Source organism: Saccharopolyspora sp. NPDC002376, from assembly GCF_053593195.1.
On the sequence record NZ_JBSFBZ010000014.1, the window covers coordinates 1 to 19896 of the forward strand.

Annotated in this window: 16 protein-coding genes and 1 pseudogene; 9 read left to right on the top strand and 8 right to left on the bottom strand. The window is 67.8% G+C overall.

What is annotated here, in order from left to right; translation table 11 throughout:
- Positions 1–364: pseudogene (locus ACWCO2_RS12135) on the bottom strand (IS3 family transposase); the annotation flags it as partial.
- Positions 365–523: 159 nt separating this feature from the next.
- Between ACWCO2_RS12135 and ACWCO2_RS12140 the strand changes: the two are divergent.
- The 3 genes from ACWCO2_RS12140 to ACWCO2_RS12150 all read left to right on the top strand — a co-directional run bounded on the left by ACWCO2_RS12140 (position 524) and on the right by ACWCO2_RS12150 (position 1508).
- Complete coding sequence (locus tag ACWCO2_RS12140; RefSeq protein WP_450127771.1) at positions 524–667, top strand: hypothetical protein; 144 nt, start codon at positions 524–526, stop codon at positions 665–667.
- Between the two features lie 119 nt (positions 668–786).
- A complete protein-coding gene (locus ACWCO2_RS12145) occupies positions 787–1143 on the top strand; it encodes a class I SAM-dependent methyltransferase (RefSeq protein WP_450127882.1) in 357 nt (118 codons plus the stop codon).
- On the top strand, positions 1071–1508 hold the full coding sequence (locus ACWCO2_RS12150; RefSeq protein WP_450127772.1) for a methyltransferase domain-containing protein: 438 nt from the start codon (positions 1071–1073) through the stop codon (positions 1506–1508). Before ACWCO2_RS12145 ends, ACWCO2_RS12150 begins: the two co-directional genes overlap by 73 nt.
- A gap of 38 nt (positions 1509–1546) precedes the next feature.
- Here ACWCO2_RS12150 and ACWCO2_RS12155 read toward each other — a convergent pair whose 3' ends face one another.
- Positions 1547–1906, bottom strand: a complete 360-nt coding sequence (locus ACWCO2_RS12155; protein WP_450127773.1) for a DoxX family protein — start codon at positions 1904–1906, stop codon at positions 1547–1549.
- Positions 1903–2463: a TetR/AcrR family transcriptional regulator gene (locus ACWCO2_RS12160; RefSeq protein ID WP_450127774.1), complete on the bottom strand. Its 561-nt coding sequence runs from the start codon at positions 2461–2463 to the stop codon at positions 1903–1905. Before ACWCO2_RS12160 ends, ACWCO2_RS12155 begins: the two co-directional genes overlap by 4 nt.
- A 905-nt stretch (positions 2464–3368) precedes the next feature.
- On the opposite strand from ACWCO2_RS12160, the gene ACWCO2_RS12165 reads away from it, so the two are divergent.
- Positions 3369–4601: an MFS transporter gene (locus tag ACWCO2_RS12165; protein ID WP_450127775.1), complete on the top strand. Its 1233-nt coding sequence runs from the start codon at positions 3369–3371 to the stop codon at positions 4599–4601.
- A 73-nt stretch (positions 4602–4674) separates the two neighbouring features.
- On the opposite strand, the gene ACWCO2_RS12170 is transcribed toward ACWCO2_RS12165, so the two are convergent.
- Entirely contained in the window at positions 4675–5973 is a 1299-nt protein-coding gene (locus tag ACWCO2_RS12170; RefSeq protein ID WP_450127776.1) for an MFS transporter, read from the bottom strand.
- Entirely contained in the window at positions 5970–7232 is a 1263-nt protein-coding gene (locus ACWCO2_RS12175; RefSeq protein WP_450127777.1) for a M24 family metallopeptidase, read from the bottom strand. The genes ACWCO2_RS12170 and ACWCO2_RS12175 overlap by 4 nt, the downstream gene beginning before the upstream one ends.
- A 94-nt stretch (positions 7233–7326) precedes the next feature.
- On the opposite strand from ACWCO2_RS12175, the gene ACWCO2_RS12180 reads away from it, so the two are divergent.
- Positions 7327–8622 (top strand): LysR substrate-binding domain-containing protein, encoded by a 1296-nt coding sequence (locus ACWCO2_RS12180; protein ID WP_450127778.1) that lies wholly within the window; start codon positions 7327–7329, stop codon positions 8620–8622.
- 28 nt (positions 8623–8650) lie between these two features.
- Here the strand turns inward: ACWCO2_RS12180 and ACWCO2_RS12185 are convergent, their stop codons facing one another.
- Positions 8651–9742 (bottom strand): glycosyltransferase, encoded by a 1092-nt coding sequence (locus tag ACWCO2_RS12185; protein ID WP_450127779.1) that lies wholly within the window; start codon positions 9740–9742, stop codon positions 8651–8653.
- Between the two features lie 220 nt (positions 9743–9962).
- Between ACWCO2_RS12185 and ACWCO2_RS12190 the strand changes: the two genes are divergently transcribed.
- On the top strand, positions 9963–10457 hold the full coding sequence (locus tag ACWCO2_RS12190) for a hypothetical protein (protein ID WP_450127780.1): 495 nt from the start codon (positions 9963–9965) through the stop codon (positions 10455–10457).
- A 100-nt stretch (positions 10458–10557) separates the two neighbouring features.
- On the opposite strand, the gene ACWCO2_RS12195 is transcribed toward ACWCO2_RS12190, so the two are convergent.
- On the bottom strand, positions 10558–11265 hold the full coding sequence (locus tag ACWCO2_RS12195) for an FAD-dependent oxidoreductase (RefSeq protein WP_450127781.1): 708 nt from the start codon (positions 11263–11265) through the stop codon (positions 10558–10560).
- A 110-nt stretch (positions 11266–11375) separates the two neighbouring features.
- Here ACWCO2_RS12195 and ACWCO2_RS12200 point away from each other — a divergent pair, with 110 nt between their 5' ends.
- The 3 genes from ACWCO2_RS12200 (at position 11376) to ACWCO2_RS12210 (ending at position 15425) form a co-directional block, all read left to right on the top strand.
- Positions 11376–11717 (top strand): hypothetical protein, encoded by a 342-nt coding sequence (locus ACWCO2_RS12200; protein WP_450127782.1) that lies wholly within the window; start codon positions 11376–11378, stop codon positions 11715–11717.
- A 161-nt stretch (positions 11718–11878) separates the two neighbouring features.
- Positions 11879–13867 (top strand): hypothetical protein, encoded by a 1989-nt coding sequence (locus ACWCO2_RS12205; RefSeq protein WP_450127783.1) that lies wholly within the window; start codon positions 11879–11881, stop codon positions 13865–13867.
- Positions 13868–13925: 58 nt separating this feature from the next.
- Positions 13926–15425, top strand: coding sequence for an ABC transporter substrate-binding protein (locus ACWCO2_RS12210; RefSeq protein ID WP_450127784.1), 1500 nt, complete (start codon positions 13926–13928; stop codon positions 15423–15425).
- 184 nt (positions 15426–15609) lie between these two features.
- Here the strand turns inward: ACWCO2_RS12210 and ACWCO2_RS12215 are convergent, their stop codons facing one another.
- A complete protein-coding gene (locus ACWCO2_RS12215) occupies positions 15610–19449 on the bottom strand; it encodes an amino acid adenylation domain-containing protein (protein ID WP_450127785.1) in 3840 nt (1279 codons plus the stop codon).
- Positions 19450–19896 lie beyond the last annotated feature (447 nt).

The window sequence follows — 19896 nt, forward strand, 5'->3', positions numbered from 1 at the left end:
GGAGATCCCCAGCACCCTGCACGTCACCGCGACCGGCACCCTGATCGAGGCGCCGGCCGCGGCCAGGTCACGGACGAGCGGGAACACTATTTTCCCGGCAGATTGCCCTGCGCCAGATACGCCGCCGCTTTACGCAGGACCTCGTTCTCCTGCTCCAACAACCGGTTGCGCTTGCGTAACTCCCGCAGCTCTGCAGACTCCTCACGAGTGGTCCCGGCGCGCTTACCGTCCTCGACGTCGGCGGCACGCAACCAGTTGGCCAGGCACGACTCGGAGATCCCGAAATCGGCGGCGACCTGCTTCAACGGAGCCTGGCCACGGCGACCATGTCATCACGGAACTCCTGGGGATAGGGCTTGGGCACGGTGGCATCCTTCCAGGCGAGGCCGACGCCTCACACATCAGGTGACAACCAAACCCTGGGCAGCCCCCATGCCCACAACCTGAACGTCGTCATGTCGGTGTCACCTGATGCGAAATGACACATGAATCAAAAAGCCGATCGACACAACGGTAAGTATCGATGGTGATCAAGATTGCGGCTGCCCAGTCGGTCAACGCCGAGCAGCTGAACGCCGCCGATTTACCAGATCGGCTGTCACGGCAGTTTGTGCATGATCGCGATGACCATCGCCATGGTGACAGGCGTTCGCCTAAACGCCCTTGATGCTCAGACCGCATGGAGTTTCGGCGGTCTCAGTTCCGATGCAGTAGGCGCCAGTTGGACCAGTTCGCCGTTGCTGCGTTGCGCTGCCGACTAAGGTTGGGGCAATGACTTCTGGATGGATGAACGAAGCCGCTATTCGGCGGTGGAGCGCTTCTGCTGGGCGTCAGGCGTTGGAGGCGACCGCTGCGGACAGGGACTTCGCCAAGCGGCATCTGATCAATCCCGTTCTGCTGCGGCTGCTGGGTGATGTTTCCGGGCAACGGGTTTTGGACGCGGGGTGCGGCAACGGGTACTTCAGCCGGATGCTCTCCGAGCGGGGAGCGCACGTCGTCGGGGTCGAACCGGCGGAGGGCTTTCCTTCGCCCGGGACAAGGAAGCCGAACTGGGCCAAGGCGTCACCTACGTGCAGGCGGACCTGGCTCGGCTTCCCCATCTCGGTGGGCCCTTCGACGCCGTGGTGTGCAGCATGGTCCTGATGGCGATTCCGGACTGGAAACCTGCACTGCGCGGCTGCGTGGAACACCTCCGTCCGGGCGGGCTGCTCGTGTTCACCGTGGTCCACCCGGCGTTCGAACAACTCTGGACCGCCTGGCGGGACCACGGTGAGTACCGCACGCGGCAGTACCTGGAGGAATACGAGATCCCCGGGCCGGACGCTCCCGACTCCCACCGGCCGATGTCGGCGTACCCCAACGAACTGGCCGAGCTCGACTGCCGCCTGCGCGCGGTCGTCGAACCCGGCCTGGACCCAGCGGTGGCCGCTCAGAGCGGTGTGCCCGGGATCGAGAGTTACGTCCACCTGCCGAACTTCCTGATCGTGTCGGCCGAAGCACCCAGCTGAGCGGGGATCGCTGCGGCCGACCAAACAGACGAGTTCGGCTACACCGCGTAGGAGAACACGAGGACTGCTGTCGAGAAAGCCAGCATTCCCAGGCAGTTGAGCCAGAATTCCTGCTTGAGGAACTGCGCGCGGACGTGGGCGTAGGCCGCGCAGAGGAAGTAGGCGATGACCGCTGCGTTCGTAGCGAAGGCGATGCCCGGGTACTTGAGGCCGACCAGCAGGCCGGCCGTTGCCAGGAGCTTGACCGCGATGAGGATCCACCACCAGTCTCGGGGGAGGTTGACTCCTTCGAGGCAGCGTTGGATGAAGACCGGTGGCTTCAGCGACATCAGCGCGTCGCCGAACAACACGAGCGCCAGGAGCGCGGTGGGCCACCAGATGTGGGGTAAACCGGTCATTTCTGCTCTCTTCCTCCGGTGATCACGAATCCGATCACCTCGCGCAGCTGGTCGATCGCGTCCGATTCCTGAAGGGTTCCGTGCGCGACGGTCATGAGAATGCCCAGGTACGCGAAGTAGACGACTCGCGCGCCGCGGCTGGATGCGCCTTCGTTCAGGCCCACGCCTGCAAGCGCCGTGGCGATCTCGTCGACCAGGGACTGCGCGAGGTTCCGGAAGATCTCCGACTCGTGCACTCCGCGCACGACGATCGCCGCGTACTCGCGCGAGAGTTCCTCGTCGAGCATGAAGTACCTGATGAAGGGCTCGATCAGGGACACGACCGCGTCCACCTGGGACATCGGCTCGACCGTGCCCGGCTCGTCCGTTCTCGCCTGGTGCACGGCGTCGATCCAGATGTCGAAGATCGCGACGAGGATCGCGTCCTTGTCGCCGACCGACATCACCGTCCCGGCGCTGACCCCGGCCTCGGCCGCGATCTGCCGGACCGTCGTGGCGCCGAACCCCTGGTCGCGGAACAAGCGCTCGGCGGCGGACAGCACCTTCTGCCGCGTCACCTCGCGCTTCTCCGCACGTGACTGAACATGTTCACTGAACACGTTCAGGACAGTAGCCCGCGATCTGCCCCACCCGCAACCAACCCCGCGAACACCCGGCCCCAGCGCCTGTGTTCAAGTGGCGTGCCGATACTGCTGGGCGTGACAGGCTCGCGCACGATCGTCACCGTGCGCGAACGGTTCGCCCACTGTCCGCATTCTGCGGCTCTCATTCCTCTGCGTCCTGCTGGCGACGCTGGGCGCCGTCTTCGCAGCGCACACCTTGGTCGGCGCGGCCGTCTGCGCAGCCGAACACCCCGCAGCCCGCGAGCGCGCTCAGCGAACCCTGCGAGCACAACGGCGACGGGGACCACCACGGCTACCCGGCCCACGGGCCGAGCGACACCCACTGCATGGCCTCAACTCGCGACGTCGTGTCCACGGTGGACATCGATTCGTCCACACCGGACATCGCCTCGGGCGGACACGTCTTCCCGCCAGCGTTCCACCAATCCGTTCCGCTCGTCGTCCAGTTGAGACCGGCTTCACCACTTCACGGACGTGACGTCCTGAACTCCACGTGCGTACTTCGGACCTGATCAGCCCTCGCACCCCTGACTGATCACGATCGGCGCACTGCTCTCACCTGCGATCGGCCTCCTTCTCGACGATCCGCGGTTCAGCGCGACCGATTCCGCTTGCCTTCAAAACCACGAGGAACGTGATGCACGGACTTCTCCCCCGCACCGGATTCAGCCCTCAACTCGGTGCGTCACCAGCAGTTCCACTCCCGCACACCAACGCCATCGACACCACCGTCGGCAGCACCCCGGTCCTGTGGATCGACCAGCCGTTCAACAGTCCCGGCACCGGGTTCTGGGCGAAGCTGGAAGGCCAGAACCCGGGCGGAAACCGTCCAGCTGCTCATGATCAACCAGTTCACGATCAACCTGGGCTTCTCCATGCTCATCCCCTACCTGGCCGCGCATCTGTCGGGCGGCCTCGGGCTGGCGACGTGGGTCGTGGGCCTCGTCCTGGGGGTCCGGAACTTCACGCAGCAAGGCATGTTCCTCATCGGCGGAACGCTCGCGGACCGGCTCGGGTACAAGCCGCTCATCATCGCGGGCTGCCTGTTGCGAACCGCGGGGTTCGCGCTGCTGGGAGTCGTGGATACCGTGCCAGCGCTCCTGCTCGCCTCCGCTGCCACGGGGTTTGCCGACGCCTTGTTCAACCCTGCTGTTCGCGCTTACCTGTCGCACGAAGCCGGAGAACGGCGGGTGGAAGCGTTCGCGCTGTTCAACATCTTCTACCAGTCGGGCATCCTGCTCGGGCCGCTGGTCGGCATGGCGCTGACCGGTATCGCGTTCCAAGCGACCTGCTTCACCGCCTCCGCGGTCTTCGCCGTGCTGACAGTGCTGCAGGTCCGAGCCCTTCCGCAGCGCAAGGCCGCTCGCGAAGCGACCGAGGATTCGGTGGTCGCGGACTGGAAAGCCGTGCTCGCCAACCGGTCGTTCGTCCTGTTCTCGATCGCGATGATCGGCACTCACGTACTGTCGTTCCAGGTCTACCTGGCACTCCCGCTGGAGGCGCGGCGGCTCGCGGGGGGCGGTCTAGCAGGGACAGCAACGGTTGCGTCGCTCTTCGCAGTGTCCGGGCTACTGGCCATCGCCGGGCAGATGCGCGTCACCTCCTGGTGCAAGCGGCGCTGGGGCCCGGAGCGTGTCTCGTCATCAGTCTGCTGGTCATGGGCGGCGTTCGTTCCACCACTGCTGACCGCTGCACTTCCAGACGCGACCGGTTCCACTTCAGTGGCCGAGATCGTGGTGCGCGCTGTGCCGCTCATCGTCTCTGCCGGGTTGATCGGGTTGACGCAGGTAATCGTCTTCCTGTTCGAGATGGACACCATCGTCACGTTGTCCGGCAACAAGATCGTGGCGACGCACTACGGCCTGTACAACACCGTGTGCGGCGTCGGAATCATGGTCGGCAACCTCGCGACCGGAAGCGTGCTCGACCTCGCCCGGTCAGCGGGACTGCCCGCGCTGCCCTGGGTCGTCATGTCCGGCATCGGCCTGTTATGCGCGGCCGGAATCGCCTCGCTCCACCGCGCTCGGCGCTTGACCCCGCCCAGCCTGGAACCGACGTCCGCAGCACGCTGACCAGTACGGACGTCACCACCGCGATCGCGCGGTGGTGACGTCCGCGCGCTCTGATCCACCGTGCCGCCGGCCGTCAGGTCAGCGGTTTGCGCGCCGTTTCCGAGCTCATCAGGATCGGCACGAGCGCCACCAGCGCGATCAGACCGAGGTAGAACGCCGGCATGTAGAGGTTTCCGGTCAGGTTCACCAAGAACGCCATCAGCAGCGGCGCCGTCCCCCCGAACACCGCGAACGACAGGTTGTAGCCGAGCGCAACACCGGTTCCGTGCACGCGCGCCGGGAACAGTGCGGGCAGCGTCGCGGTGGTGGTGCCGAGCACCGGAATGTGGCACACGGTCAGGATCAGCAGTCCGGCGAGTGCGCTCTGCCAGGTCGCCTGCCCGATCAACCAGAACGCCGGGATGCCGAGCACCACGTATCCGACGGCGGCCGAGGCGAGCATGGTCCGGCGGCCGAAGCGGTCGGAAAGCGCGTCGGCGAACGGGATTCCCAGCGTCAGCACCGCCCCAGCCACGAAGATCAGCGTCTGCCCGGTGGCGCTTGACAGGTGCAGGGTCTCCGTCAGGTAGGTCGGCATGTAGGTGAGCAGGATGTAGGTGCCGACGCAGGAGTAGATCACGATCCCGCCGCACAGCAGGACTTCCCGGCGGTGGCTGGCGAACGTTTCCTTGACCGGCGCTCGCGACTCGGCCACCTTCTCCACCAGAGCCGTGAAGTCCGGCGGATCGGTCAGCTTCTGCCGCAGGTACAAGCCGATGGCGCCAAGCGGGAGCGCGACCAGGAACGGCAGGCGCCAGCCCCAGGAGTGCAAGTCCGGAGTGGACAGTGCGTAGGTGAGGAACGTGGTGATCCCGGAAGCGAGCAGGAATCCGCCGATCGCCCCGAACTCCAGCCAACTCGCCCACAGACCACGCCGTTCGTCCGGCGCGTACTCGACCACGAAGGTGGACGCTCCCCCGTACTCACCGCCGACCGCGAAGCCCTGCACCAACCGGGCCAGGATCAGCGCGATGGGCGCGAACACCCCGATGGTGTCGTAGCCGGGCAGCAGGCCGATGGCGAAGGTCGCCGCCGCCATGGTGAGGATGGTGATCGACAGCGTGCGCTTGCGGCCGATGCGGTCGTTGAGCGGACCGAGCAGGAACGCGCCCAGCGGCCGGATGGCGAAGGCGATGGCGAAGACCACGAACGACGCGAGCAGCGACAGCGTCGAGTTCTCCGCCGGGAAGAACACGTCGCCGAGCACGGTGGCCAGGTAGCCGTAGGTCGCGTAGTCGTACCACTCGGTGGCGTTGCCGATCATCGCCGCGGTCACGGCTCGTCGTCGCAGCGCCGGGGTCACCCGGGCGTGCGTGCTGGCGTTGGTGGTCATGCGATCGCTCCCGTGAGATCGATGAGCTCGGCGGCACCGTGGGTGAGCGACCGCGCGCCGTCCCGGTCGACGACGAAGGTCTGGCTCAACCCGACGCAGGCGCGGCCGAAGCGGCGGAACGAGCCGGGGATGTGGAACACCATGCCCTCGCGCAGCGGCTCGTGATTGCTCGCGGTGATGTGGAAGGGCATCCCGTCCATCCAGTGCGGCTTGTGCGCGAGTCCGACGGGGTAGCCGAACAACTGGTGGAACACGACGTCGTCGGGCAGCGGACCGAGCGCCGCGGTGGCTTCGGCGGCGACGTGCGAGCAGGGGACGCCGGGACGCGCGCGTTCGAGGACCACGGCGACTGCGGTTTGAGCCAGCTCGGCGAGCAGCTGGCCCTCCGGCGAGAGGCGACCGCGGACGACGGTGCGCATCACCGGGGCGTGGTATCGGTGGTGGGTGCCGGCGAACTCCAGGAATGTCGGGCCGTCCGCCAGCGGGTGTCCCAGCCAGCTCGAATGCGGGATGCCCGCCCGGTTCCCGGTGACCACCACCGGTCCCCACGCTGACACCGAGTCGGCCGACTCGACCAACGCGGCAGCGACCGCAGCGGCGACCGAGGATTCCGTCGCATCAGCACGGCCTGCCTCGGCGACTGCGGCCCGAACGCCGGCTTCAGTCACCGAAGCGGCCTGCTCGACGCACCGGATCTCGGCAGGCGAAAGCACCAGCCGTTCGCGTTCGACCAGGTAGTCCGCGTCCACCACGGCGGCGCCACGATCGGCCAGCGTCCCGAGCGCCGACGGCGGTGTCGAGCCATGCGCGGTCTCGACGCCCACCCGGGCAGTGCCGGGCAACGCGGAGACGACGTGGTCGAGGACGCTGCGCAGGCCCTGCAGCGCGTCGGTGTAGCGGCTGAAATGCAGCTGGTCGACGCGGGAGCTGGCTATTGCGCGCCCGAGCTCGAGATCCGGGACGTACAGCGCGGTCGCAGTTTCGGTGACCACCAACGGCTGAGGTGCGGTCTCGGCGGTGTGGTACCCGCACAGGTATTCGACGCTGGACGGCCGGAACACGATCATTGCGTCCACGCCGAGCCGCGCCATCCGCCCTCGGACTTGTTCCAGGCGCGCGTCGTACTCGGCATCGTCGAACGGGCGGGGTTCAGCCGCACCGACGCGACCGATCGCCTCCGGGGTCAGCCACGGCGGCACCGCTGCCCCGTCCAGGCCGCTGAGGGCGCTCGGCCGCGCCGGATGTCGCTGATCGTCCATCGTCGCTCCCTCGCATCGGGTGAGGGAAGTTTCCGCGACGGCGTTCCTACACGTCCATTTGGGAAAACTGCATCAAATGCTTTAGCATCCCTTGGTGGAGCTGTCGTTGCGACGCCTGCGGATCCTGCACGAGTTCGCCCGACGCGGAACAATCACCGACGCCGCCGCCGCGTTGCACTACACGCCTTCCGCGGTCTCTCAACAGCTTTCAGCACTGCAGCGCGAGATCGGCCAGGTCCTGCTGGAACCGGCGGGAAGACGCCTGCAGCTCACCGACCTCGGGCACACGCTGGCCGAACACGCTGCCGAGATCCTGGCCGCCGAGCAACGAGCCCGGATTGCGCTGGAGCAGCAGCAGGAAGTGCTCACCGGCAAGCTGCAGGTAGGAGCGCTCGCCACGATCGCCGCGTCGCTCGTCCCACCGGCCATGGCGATCCTCGCGCGCCGGCATCCGCAGATCTCCGTGCGCACGCGCGAGGTTCGGCCGGAGGACGCGCTGATGTCCGTCCGCGACGGAGATCTCGACCTGGCGTTCGTGCTCGACTACCCGGACGCACCGATGCCGTGGGAGCTGAGCCTGGAGTCCACCGTCGTCGGCGTCGAACAGCACCACCTGATCGTGCCCAGCGGCTGGTTACCCGACGGACCGGTGGATCTCGCCGAGCTCGCCGGGTACGACTGGGGCGTCTCGGGCGGCGACACCGACTTCGGCCGCGCGCTGATGACTGTGTGCCGGCTGGCGGGCTTCGAACCCCACATCGCCCACCAGGTCGACGAGCAGGCCACCGCGATGGCGATGGTAGCCGGGCAACTCGGCGTCACCCTCGTCGGCGACCTCGGCCTCGCCCTGCTCCCCCGAGGTGCAGAGGTCCGCACGCTCCGCCAGCCCGTGCTGCGCCGAGTGGTGCTGGTCCGACGCCAAGCCATCCACCACCGACGACACCTGCAGCGACTAGGAGTCGCGGCGAGCCGTTCCCTGTCGGTGCCGGACCTTAGATTGCCGCTCATGGATGAGACCTCCAGAACTCGGCAGACTGCGCAGGCCTACATCGACGTCACCGAGCGACGCGACTGGCAGGCCCTCGCCGAGCTGCTCACCGACGACGTCGTGTACGAAATGCCCCAGACGCGCGAACGGATTCGCGGCAGGTCGAGGTTCCTCCAGTTCAACGCGGACTACCCCGGCGACTGGCACCTGCGAACCCGCCGCATCGTCGCCGACGGCCGCCACGCCGCGGTGTGGATCGACGCCCGGGTCGGTTCCGAGCGCATGGACGCCTGCGTGTGGCTCGAACTCAGCGAGCACGGTCTGATCAGCAGGATCACCGACTACTGGCCGGAGCAGTACGCTCCCCCACCAGGTCGCGAACACCTCGTGGAGCGCTGCTGATCCGGCCCGCGTTTCGGCCGACCAGTCCCTACTGGGGCCTGGTGATCTCCTCGATGACGTCGGCGGGGCTAGGACGAGCACCGTTCTCATTGGCGGCGGCCTGAGCCCGATCGCGGACGGTGTTGTGCTCCAACACCTCTTGCACCGCTGGGAAGATCTCGCCTGCGCTGTCGACGATGATCGCCGTTCCGGCAGCAGCGGCGCGAGCGGCGTTGATGGGCTGATCAGCGCCCTGCGGCCACAGCACCATGGGAAGGCCGTGCGCCAGCGCGCCGAGGACCGTCCCGGCACCACCCGCACCGACGACGAGATCCGCGCGGTCGAGGAGCTGACCGAGCGGCACGAACGGCACGTAGTGCACCTCGAAACCGTCAGGCGTCGAACTAGGTTCGGGGCCTTCAGCGTCCGGATTCCGCAGCGAGGAGCCGACCGTCGCGATCACGTTGATCTCGTGGCCCGCCATCGCTCCTACCGTCGTGGCGAGCGTGTCCGGGTCGGAGAAGATCGTGCCCAGGGTGACCAGCGCCGTGGGCTTGGACGGGTCCTCGAAGGCGGGCAGGTCGAATGCCATGTCGTGGGGCCGCCGGTGGGCTTGCGCGCGCAGCGGCAGCACCGGAACACCGCTGGACCACTCGGGATCCTGCAGCAGCGTCGGGCACGGATCGATGTAGCCCAGCGGCGCAACGGGGTTCAGCCCGTCCCGGTATCGCGAAGCCGCGACGCGCTCGATCTCGATGATCACGACTGGCGTCGCGGGGCCGAAACCCACCCGGTACCAGGGGATGCCGAGTTCAGCTGCGACCAGCGGGCCGATCGCGTCGAACGCCTCGGCCACGACCAGGTCGGGAGCCCACTCGCGGGCGAGATCGACCGTCGCATCCCCACCGAGGTCCACGCGGGAACCGCCGAAGATCTCCCCGATGAGTTCGGGGCTCGGGTGGAAGGGGTCCGCACCGGTTCGCCGGGCAGCGTCCTCGGAGAACTCCATCGGCATCACGCCGGCGGCCAGGAAATCCACCTCGGTGGCGAACTCCGGACCGACCTCGTCCTGCACTCCGCCGCTGGTCGCCAACGCCACGGCGTGCCCAGCTCCGACCGCAGCCTGCATTAGTGGTGCCAACGGAAGAACGTGTCCGTAGGCGGGGGTTGCACTGAAGAGAATCCGCACATTCCCAACCTACACAGCGAATTCCAGCGCTGGAGCCGGGTTGGGAACCGCAACGCCGGGCGACACATCACGCCGAGGTTGCTTGTTTGTGACGAACACCATGCCATGGCATCGCGGCACTGGGTGATCGCGTCTTCCGGACGACCGAGCAATCTTCACGAAGGAGACGAACGTGAGAATCCATCGCAGCGCTACCTGTCTCGCCGTCGCCGTCGCCGGAACCGCGATCCTCAGCGCGAGCGGTACCGCGGTCGCGGACGACGTGAACTACTGCTCTCCCGACGACCTCCGGGTTTCGGTGACCCAGAACAACTCCGAGGAGTTCGTCATCAACTTCGACGCGGCGAACCCGGACACCGACTGCGAGCTGCAGGGCTACCCCCAACCGATGTCGTTCCACTTCGTCGGCGACCAGCTGCCGATCGGCTTCGAGCACCCCGGCGTGCACTCACCACCGGTCCGCATCACGCTGGAAACCCCGGGCCAGGCGCGGATCACCCAGCTCGTGGGCACCGAGCCCGCCGAGTCGATCCCCTCGGCAGTGCTGTTCCCCCTGCCGACCGCCGACGCCGTGGACGTCCCCCCGCAGTACGTCGCCGCGCAGTGGCCGGAGAAAGCCGAGCTCAAGAGCACGGTGACCGTCTGGCCAGTACTTCCGGCGTCCTGACTCACGAGCCGCGCCTGGTTTCCACGTTGGGGCAACCGCGGCGCAGCTCGTCCACGATGGCCGCGTTCACGTCAGCCATCGCGGTGAGCACGAGGTCGGTTCACCGGGGGCGGCGGGAAGCGAGATCGTGGCGTTCGACCACGCTCTCGACGATGTGCTCAGCGATCGCGAGCGACGAAGTGGCGCCTGGGGACGGGGCGTTCCGCAAGTGCGTGACCGGACCGACGTGTTGGATCACGAAGTCGTCGACGAGATGACCATCGCGGTCGAGGGCCTGCGCACGAATCCCGCGGGGCATGCGCTTGAACCGGGCATCCTCGATGGCGGGCACGTAGCGCGCTGCGTCCTTGACGAACTTCTTCGCCGACACGACACCGTGGATCTCCCGCCGCGCACCGGCGAGGTTCGCCGAAGCGAAGCGCCAGAAACCGGGATCCCCGGCGATGGCAAACGCATCGCGGACGTCGATGCCCAGCCCCCAGTAGATCTCCCGGGAGAAGGAGAGGAAAGCGTTCGGGCCGACGGTCATCGCGCCGTCGACCCGCTTGGTGAGGTGCACGCCCAAGAACGGGTACTTCGGATCCGGCACGGGGTAGACGAGCCCGCGGGTGATGTCCCGGAATCCGGGTTCGAGGACCAGGTACTGCCCGAAGAAGGGCACGATCGACGGGGATTCGGCGGCTCCTGAGCGCCGGGCGAGCCGATCCGACTGCAATCCCGCGCACGCGATCACGTGGTCGAACCGCTCGTCCCCCCGGCTGGTGCGAACGCGCACGCCTCCGCCGGTTTCCTCTTCGACGCCGAGCACTTCGACTCCCAGGCGACCTCGGCGCGTACTCCAAGACCGAGGCCACCATCGACGGGACCTACAACGCCTCGCCCTACGCCCTGGCCGCGGCCAACAGGACGATGGACATCATGGCGAGCGAGGACGTGTTCGGCACGCTCTACGCGCGGGGAGAGCGAATGCGCGCCGGAATCGCGAAGGCGATCGGCGAAACCGGCGTCGAGGCCGTCGTCGCGGGGCTGGGGTCGGAGTGGTGCGTGTACTTCCGCGCCGAGCTGCCGACGAACTTCCGCGAGGCCATGCAGTCCGACGGCGAGCGCTACGCCCGCTACCACGCTTCGCTGCTGGCACAAGGGATTCTGGAACCGGCCTTCCCCACCGGCGACCGCCGCCTCAACGCGGCCACCAGCGAGGAAGACGTCGACCGGACCCTTGAATGCGTGCACGTGGCGCTAGCCGCGGCAGCGAGCTGACGCCAGCACACCGCGATCGCTCTCCTGCGGGAGCATCGCCGAGATGGAGCAGAGGACGCTGCTGCGACCTGGGAGTTTTCGGATTCCGTCCGCCGAGTGGATCTTTTCACGTAATGTGAACGTCTCCTCACGTAGGGGTTTCGATCGCGGAGGTGCGGGGGATGGCAGGTCCGGGGAGGTTGACCGACAGCGCCTCGTTGGCCCGGCGGTTGTTGTGGAACCGCCGAGTCGGGGAAACCGCAGGCTCGCAGCCGGTCGTCGTGCTGCTCGGCCCCACCGGATCCGGCAAGACCGAAGCCCTGAACTCGATTTCGCGGGATTGCGGCAGCGGTGTCGTGCACAACCAGCCGCTGGACTTCGCCCAGGACGAGCCGAAGACGGTCGAGGCGCTGGCCCAGATCGCCTTCGGCCTGTCCCGCCGCTGGCCCTCCCGCAAGCCGCCGCGGTTCACCCGTTTCGCGTTGGGCCTGATCGCCGTGCAGGCAACGTTGCCGAACGACCGCGAGCAGGCCAGGGACAAGCTCAACCGGGCCATCAAGGAGTTCGCCAAGAGCCCCACCGCGGAACGGACCGCGGAGATCATTCAGGCGCTGTCCGACGCCGCCGAACCGCTGCTCGATCCGCTGCTGGCGGCGACCGCCAACCTCCTGCCCACGCTGATCCGCTACGCGGGGCGCCGACCGCTGGCCAACGCCAAGCGCTGGCACGCCGGATTCCCCGAAGCCGAGGGCGCCGACCCGCTGGACGCCCTGATCCAGCTCAGCATCCGGGGCCGAGCCGATTCGGCGGAGATGACCAGTTGGCTCACCGCCGCGTTCCTGGCGGACGTGCGGGCGAGCCACGAGGTGATGGCCAAGCCCGAGCCCAAGAGCCCGTGCGAGTGCGTGAACCCGGCCGGTCAGGACCACTACCACAACTGGATCGTCCTGCTGGACAACGTCGATCACGGGGACGGATTCCAGTTCCTGGAGGACATCACCGCTGCCCGCGAGCGGCATCTGGGGCAGCGCGAGGAGCACGATCCGCTGCTGATCGTCGCCACCAGCGGCCGTTGGCACCCGGAGTGGGAGTCCGACTGGCACCCGCCGTGGAAGTCGTTGGAGAACAAGCCCGATGACGTGTCGGTGGTGTCGCGCTGCACGAACGTCGGGCACTGGCGCACCAATCCGGCCGAGATCCGACCGACCGCGGCCTACCTGCCGGTGCTTCTGGAGCCGCTGAAGATCGAGGAGACCGCCCGGATCCTCGACACCAGCGTCCGCTCCCCCGCGGCCAGGCTCGCTCAGCGCGCCAGCGGTGGGTTGCCGCGGGCCGTGCACACCATCGAGGAGCTGCTCGATGGTCGCCCGCTGGACCAAACTCGGCGGGACACGCTGTGGCCCGACGATCCCGCCGAGGCGGACTCGTTCCGGGAGCGCCTCGAAGACCTGCGGCTCTCGCACCACCTGCTGGACGTCGACATCGAGGAGTTCGTCACCGCCGCGGCGTGGGCGACCGCGCCGTGGCTGGTACCCGCAGAGTCGACCAGCCTGGTGTCGCAGCCGAAGATCGGGCGCATCCTCACCGAACTGCGAACCGCGTTGTGGGTGATCGCGCCGGAACGCCGCGGCGGCACCGAGGACCACACCGTGCTGCACCCGTGGATCGCACGAACCCTGCTGTCCGCGCTGGCCGCGCGCGAGGGCGAGCCGTCGTACGAGACGCAGTTCCGGGCGATGCTCGAGGACACCACCGTGCAACGCGATCCGGAGCGGAAGGCCTACTGCCTGCTGGCGCTGGGCGAGTTAGCCGAAGTCGTGACCATGCTGGAGGAGCGGTTCGACCGGATTCCGCACCAGGACTGGGTCGACCTGCTCACGCTGGTCTGCGGCGCGCCGGACAACAAGCCGCTGCAGCACGACCACGACGCGCTCTACCAAGCCCTGGTCCGCGAAGACCAGCGCGGCAAACCCGATGACCGGTCGACGGTACGCAACGTGCTGGCCCGTCTGGTCGCTGCGGCCTGGCTGCTGGCCAATCCGCTGGCCGGTCCGGACGACGAGCGCAAGAAGCTGGTGGCGCAGTGCTTCCGCGAGCTCGCACCGCTGTCCCGGCGTTCCGACGTCGCCGCCCTCTACGAAGCCGCCCGCCAAACCGAGCGGCTGTTCTGAGCACACCGACCGATTGGAACTGGCGATGCCCTCATCACCCCAGTCGACACCCGCTCCAGTGCGCCCTTGGCCGTGGTGGCGCCGCCACAAGATCATCTCGGCGCTGCTGGTGGTCGTGCTGGTGGCCGGAGGTTTGGCGTGGTGGCGTCCGTGGGAGCGCTGCGGCGCGGGCATGTCGAGCGCGGAAGACCAGTGCGTCGGGCTGAACCTGGACATGAACCCGTTCACCTCCGACCCGACGATGAACGCCCTGCAGCAGCGGATCGCCCAGCGCAATGCCGAGATCGCGGGCGATGACTACATCACCGTCGTGGTGCTCAACAACATGACGCCCGACCCCGACTCGGACAGCGCTGCGTTGCTGAACGTGCGGCACGGCGTCATGGGCGCGATCGCCGCGCAGGACCGGGTGAACACCACGTCGGTCGTGGGCTCGCAGCGGCCGCTGGTGAAACTGCTGCTGGCCAACTACGGAACGGACGCGCGTTGGCAGTCCGAAGCCGTGCAAGCGATCCTCGACCACCGCAACGAGCAGCACATCGTTGCGGTCATCGGCCTCGGGCAGAGCCTGGAGGGCACGCGCGCGGCCGCCAGCACGCTGTCGGCGAACAAGGTCGCCGTGATCAGCGCGCTCGCCAGCGCGGACAACATGAACCGGGACCCGATCACCAACGACTTCATCGAGCGCTTCTACCGGATCACGCCGACCAACGTCGACGCCGCGAACGCGGCCGTGTTGTACCTGCGCGACATCAACGCCCAGAAGGTGATGCTGGTCCGCGACAACAACAGCAGCGACATCTACTCGCGCACCCTCGGCGACTCGTTCAAGCAGGCCTACCAAGCGAGGTACGGGCATGACATGCCCAGCGAGGCGACCTTCACCTCGCCGTCCGAAGCGCCGGTGGACGTCACCCGCGACACCCTCCTGCAACCGCAGTTCGCCAACGTCTACGGGCGGATGTGCCTGGAGAAGCCGGACCTGATCTACTTCGCTGGCCGCGGCGCCGACCTCAAGGCCTTCCTCCGTGCTGTGGGCGAGGGCGGGTCCTGCAGCCTGCCCGAGGTCGACCTGCTGACCAGCGACGACGCGTCCAGCTTGCTGGGCAGGCAGTTGCCGGACATGCCGGGCACCAAGGTGAACGTCTTCTACACGAGCGTGGCGACCGCCGACATGTGGAAGAACACCGACCAGACCGACAACCAGACGAACTACCAGGCCTTCGCGAACGCCTTCGCATCCCAGGACCTCGACGACGATCTGCGGGACGGCTACGCGATGGCGCACCACGACGCGCTGCTGCTCGCCGTGGGTGCCGCGCGGCTGGTCAACAGGGTGCAGGAGAACAACATGTTGGTGGCCGATCTGATCAACAACGCCTACGCGTGCGGCCACCCGCTGCCCGGCGCGACCGGCAAGATCGCGTTCAGCCCGGACAGCCACGGCAACCCGATCGACAAGGCGCTGCCGATCATGCAGCTCAAACCCGATGGCAGCATCGAGCAGAAGAGTCTGACCTGGACCAACGGTCGGCCGTTCGACGAGTCCTGCCACTAACCCCGCTCAGGTCCGGTCGATCGTAGGTATTCAGCTAACTCGAAGGGGTGGACCGCGGCGGAGTTGGTTGGAATATGCCATCAACGTGCTTACCGTGAAGGCGCGCGAGTGACGTTCGCGACCGAGCTGCGGCGCTTGACCGACGTTCCCGTTGGCCGAGCGCCGCAGCTGTGCGTCACGGGTGTTACGGCGCGACCGCGGGTTCCCGTTGCAGGTGCTCGGCGATCAGTCCGCCGATGACCGCCATCGGTTCGGCCTGGAGGATCGCGTTGTGGGTGCACTCGACGTCGTGGGAGATCACCCCACCCGTGATCTGCGGGCTCCACGCCTCGCCGTGAGCCAGCTGGTCGGCCCGCGTCGCCCGGAAGTACAGCAGGTCCCCGTCGAAGACGGACTCGGTGTAGGTCGGCAGCAGCGCGGCGGAGTTGAGCAGGACGGTGGTCAGCGCCGTGATCTGCTCCTCCCCCAGCGCCGGGTGGTCCTGGGCGTCCGGCGGCAGGCCCGCCGCCTCGAGCAGCAGCGATCGGACGTCCTCGCGTCCGAATTCGACTCGCTGCACCTGCGGGTCGACCGGCCGTGCATCGAGCAGGGCGAGCAAGGCCACGCGCTGGCCGTCGGCCTGCAAGCGAGCGGCGATGGCGTGCGCCAGTGCGCCTCCGAGCGACCAGCCCAGCAGGTGGTACGGCCCGGCCGGCTGCACCGAGCGGACCTGGCCCACGTAGCCGTCGACCATTTCGCGGAACGTCGACGGCAGCTCCTCGGTCCGGGTCAGCCCGATCGACTGCAGGCCGTAGACCGGCACGTCCTCGGGCAGGTGGCGCGGCAGGCCGGCGTAGCACCAGCTCAGACCGCCCACCGGGTGCACGCAGAACAGCGGCGGTCGGGTGCCGTTGGCGCGCAGCGGGAGAATCGTCTCGAAGGCGTTCGACGACGTCTCCTGCTCCAGCAGATCGACCAGTTCGACCACCGTCGGAGCCTCGTACACCGCGCCGAGGGGAACCTCGGTGTTCAGGTCAGCGCGGAGCCGCGTGACGAGTTCAGCGACTCGCAGCGATTGGCCGCCCAGTTCGAAGAAGTCGTCGTCGATGGTGACTTCCTCGACGCCGAGCACTTCGGCGAACAGCGCGCACAGCTGTTCCTCGCGCTGAGTACGAGCGGCACGACCGGCGCGAGCTTCGAGCGCGGGAAGGGCGGAGTGGTCGAGCTTGCCGTGGACCGTCAGCGGGAGCTCGGGGAGCAGGACGAACGACGACGGAACCATCGAGGTGGGCAGGCGTTTCGCCGTCCAGGAACGGAGTTCCACCGCATCAACCGGTGCTGGATGCGACACCACGTAAGCGACCAGCTCGGGCTCGGCGGAGGTCGTCGCCGCCACCACTGCCTCGGCGACCTGGGGATGCGCGGTGAGCACCGCCTCGATCTCGCCGGGCTCGATGCGGACGCCTCGGATCTTGAGCTGGTCGTCGGTGCGGCCGAGATACTCGAGCATGCCGTCCTCGGTCCACCGGGCCAGGTCGCCGGTGCGGTACATGCGCGCGCCCGGCTGGCCGAACGGGTCGGGCAGGAAGTGCTGCGCGGTCAGGTCTTCCCGGTTCAGGTACTCGCGGGCGACCTGCGCACCGCCCAGGTACAGCTCACCGGGCACCCCTGGCGGCTGGGGCTGCATCGCCTTGTCGAGCACGTAGGCGCGGACGTTGTGGCCCGGACGGCCGATGAGTGGCCGATCGCCGTCGATGCGGCAGTACACCGAGTCCACTGTGGATTCCGTTGGGCCGTAGTAGTTCCAGGCCGTGATGCCGGGACAATCGCGCAGCGTCGACCACAGCGCCGGGTCGATCGCTTCGCCACCGACCATGAGCAGCCACGGGAACTTCTCCGGCCCCGACAACAATCCTTCGGGCAGCAGCCGACGAAGGAAGGACGGGGTCAGATCGACGAAGTCGATGCGGTGCTGGGCGAAGTAGCGCACGAGCGCGGCCGGGTCGAGGCGCACCTCGTCGTCGATGAAGTGGACTTCCTGGCCCGCAGCGAGGAAAAGCACGCTCTCCCAAGCGGTGTCGAAGGAGAACGACGCGGTCACCGCCGCGCGCAGCCGCCGTCCTGCCGGTTCGATCAGCTCGCGCCGGTGGTCGTGGAAGAGGTTGGCGAGCTGGCGGTGTTCGACGACCACGCCCTTCGGCCCGCCGGTCGAACCCGAGGTGAAGCTGATGTAGGCCGCGTGCTCCGGCCGGTGGGTGCCGATCGGATCGGTGTCGGGCTGCCCGGCTCCGACCTCGTCGAGCACCAGGAGCGGATGCTCGGACGGCAACGTCGCACCGATCGCCGCGGTGGTGAGCAAGTGGCTCGGCTGAGTTTCCTCGAGCAGCGCCTGGATTCGGGCAGGCGGATGGCTCGGGTCGAGCGGCACGCAGGTCGCACCTGCCTTGAGCACCGCCATCACCGCGATCAGGTAGTCAGCGGTGCGCGGCAGGGCCAGCGCGATACGCGTTTCCAGACCGGCGCCGCGTTCGATCAGCAGGTGCGCCAACTGGTTGGCGCGAATGTTGAGCTCGGCAGCAGACAGCCTCGTCTCACCGCAGACCAGCGCAGTGGCATCGGGATCCGCGCGGACCTGGGCTTCGAACAGTTCCGGCAACGTCGCGTCCGGAGTGTCGTGCTCGGTGTCGTTCCAAGTGTTGAGGACCAGTTCCCGCTCGTCCTCGGACAGCAGGCCGATCGCACCCACCTGCTGCTCGGGATCGGTGTTCGCCAAAACATGCAGCAGCTCGAGGAAGCGGCGGAGGTGCGCCGCCGTGGTCGCGCCGTCGTACTTGCTCGGGTCCGCGTTGAAGTCGATCCGCAACGACCCGTCGGCAGGCCGGTCGTAGACGTTGACGCCGAGGCCGGTGACCGGACCGTTCGAGAGGTTGCGCAGCACGGCCGGATGGCGTCCGAACTGGAGCTGCGCGTCGTGGGTCATGATGTTCATGCCCCAGTCCTCGAGGTATCCGCCGCGGTGGTGCGCGATCCCCAGGTCACGCACCAGGTGCGCCGAGGAGTAGCGCTGGTGGCGCAGCAAGCCCTTCGCGCTGTTCGCGGTGGTGCGGATCAGTTCGGCCACCGTCGTCGACGGCGTCATCCAGGTGCGCAGCGGCAGCACGTTGGCCACCATCGACGGCACGCTGCGGGCGAGGCCGCCCGACCGGCCGTTCACCGTCAGGTCCAGCATGACCTCGTCATTTCCGGCCAGCCGGTGCACGTACAGCGCCAGCGCGGACATCGCGACCGACGGCAGGCTGGTGCGTGCCTTCCGGGCCAGCGCCCGCAGACCCTCGGTGTCCTCCGGGGTGACGTAACCGGTCTCGCGGAGGAAGGTGTGCGGCACGATGGACGCCAGTCGGCGCGAACGGTCCGCCTTGGGCCAGTCAGCCAGGTGTTCCGCCCAGTACCGCCGATCGCAGGCGTACCGCTCCGATTCCTCGTACTCCGCCTCATCGGACAGGATCTGCGCCAGCGAACCGAACTGGCACGGCGGGAACGGCTGCCCTTCCTCGGCCGCCGTGTAGAGCTCGGCGACGCGCTGGATGAACAGCGCGAAGCCGAACCCGTCCAAGATGATGTGGTGCATCGCCAAGTAGACGGTGAACCGCTCCTGCCTGGTCCGCAGCACTGCGAACGAGAACAGCGGTGATCTGCGCAGCTCCACCGGTGTGCCGAGCTCGGCTCGCATCCACTCCTCGGCGGCCGCCTCCGGATCGGCGGCGCCGCGCAGATCCACTTGCGGCAGCGACCAGTCCAGCATCGGTTCGATCGTCTGCCACATCCGGCCGCGCCCGTCACCGTCGAACCGGGCTCGCAGTGCATCGGTCTCGCTGACGGCCTGGCGCAACGCGACCTCGAGCAGCTCAACGTCCAGCGGACCGTCGATCTCCACCGCTTCCGCGGCGCGGTAAAGGGGGTTGGTCGGATCGAATTCCTGAGCGAACCACACGCCCGCCTGGGCAGCTGTCAGCTTAAGCGTTCCACGGTCGGTCTCCTTGGACATGGCACGCTGCGTACCACGCGAAGAGCAAGCTCCAACTGAGCCGAACCCGGCACGTACGAGTGACGACTAAGTCACACCCGCGCACCTTCGGTCATCGCAGCACAAACCTCCGATTCTGCCGGAATGATTCGGCCGGTAGTGGGCGTGGCGTACCGATCAGCCGACTGCGGGGGCGCTCTCCAGCGTTCTCCATCCTTCGCCGCCGTAGCGATGCGGAAAACCCAGCCGGGACAACTGAATTCACCGGCCGGGCTTCCCACCTAGTTGATCGAGAGCACGACCTTGCCCCGACCGTGGCCGGATTCGACCTCGACGTGCGCCTCCGGGTCCGCGATGGCGACCACGGTGGAGTCGGGGGCTGGAGGTACGCCTGGGCGTGCAGGTCCGAGACGCGGCCGGAGGTACCAGTTCGCGCAGGAATCCGGCTGGGAGTTCCCACGCCTCGCG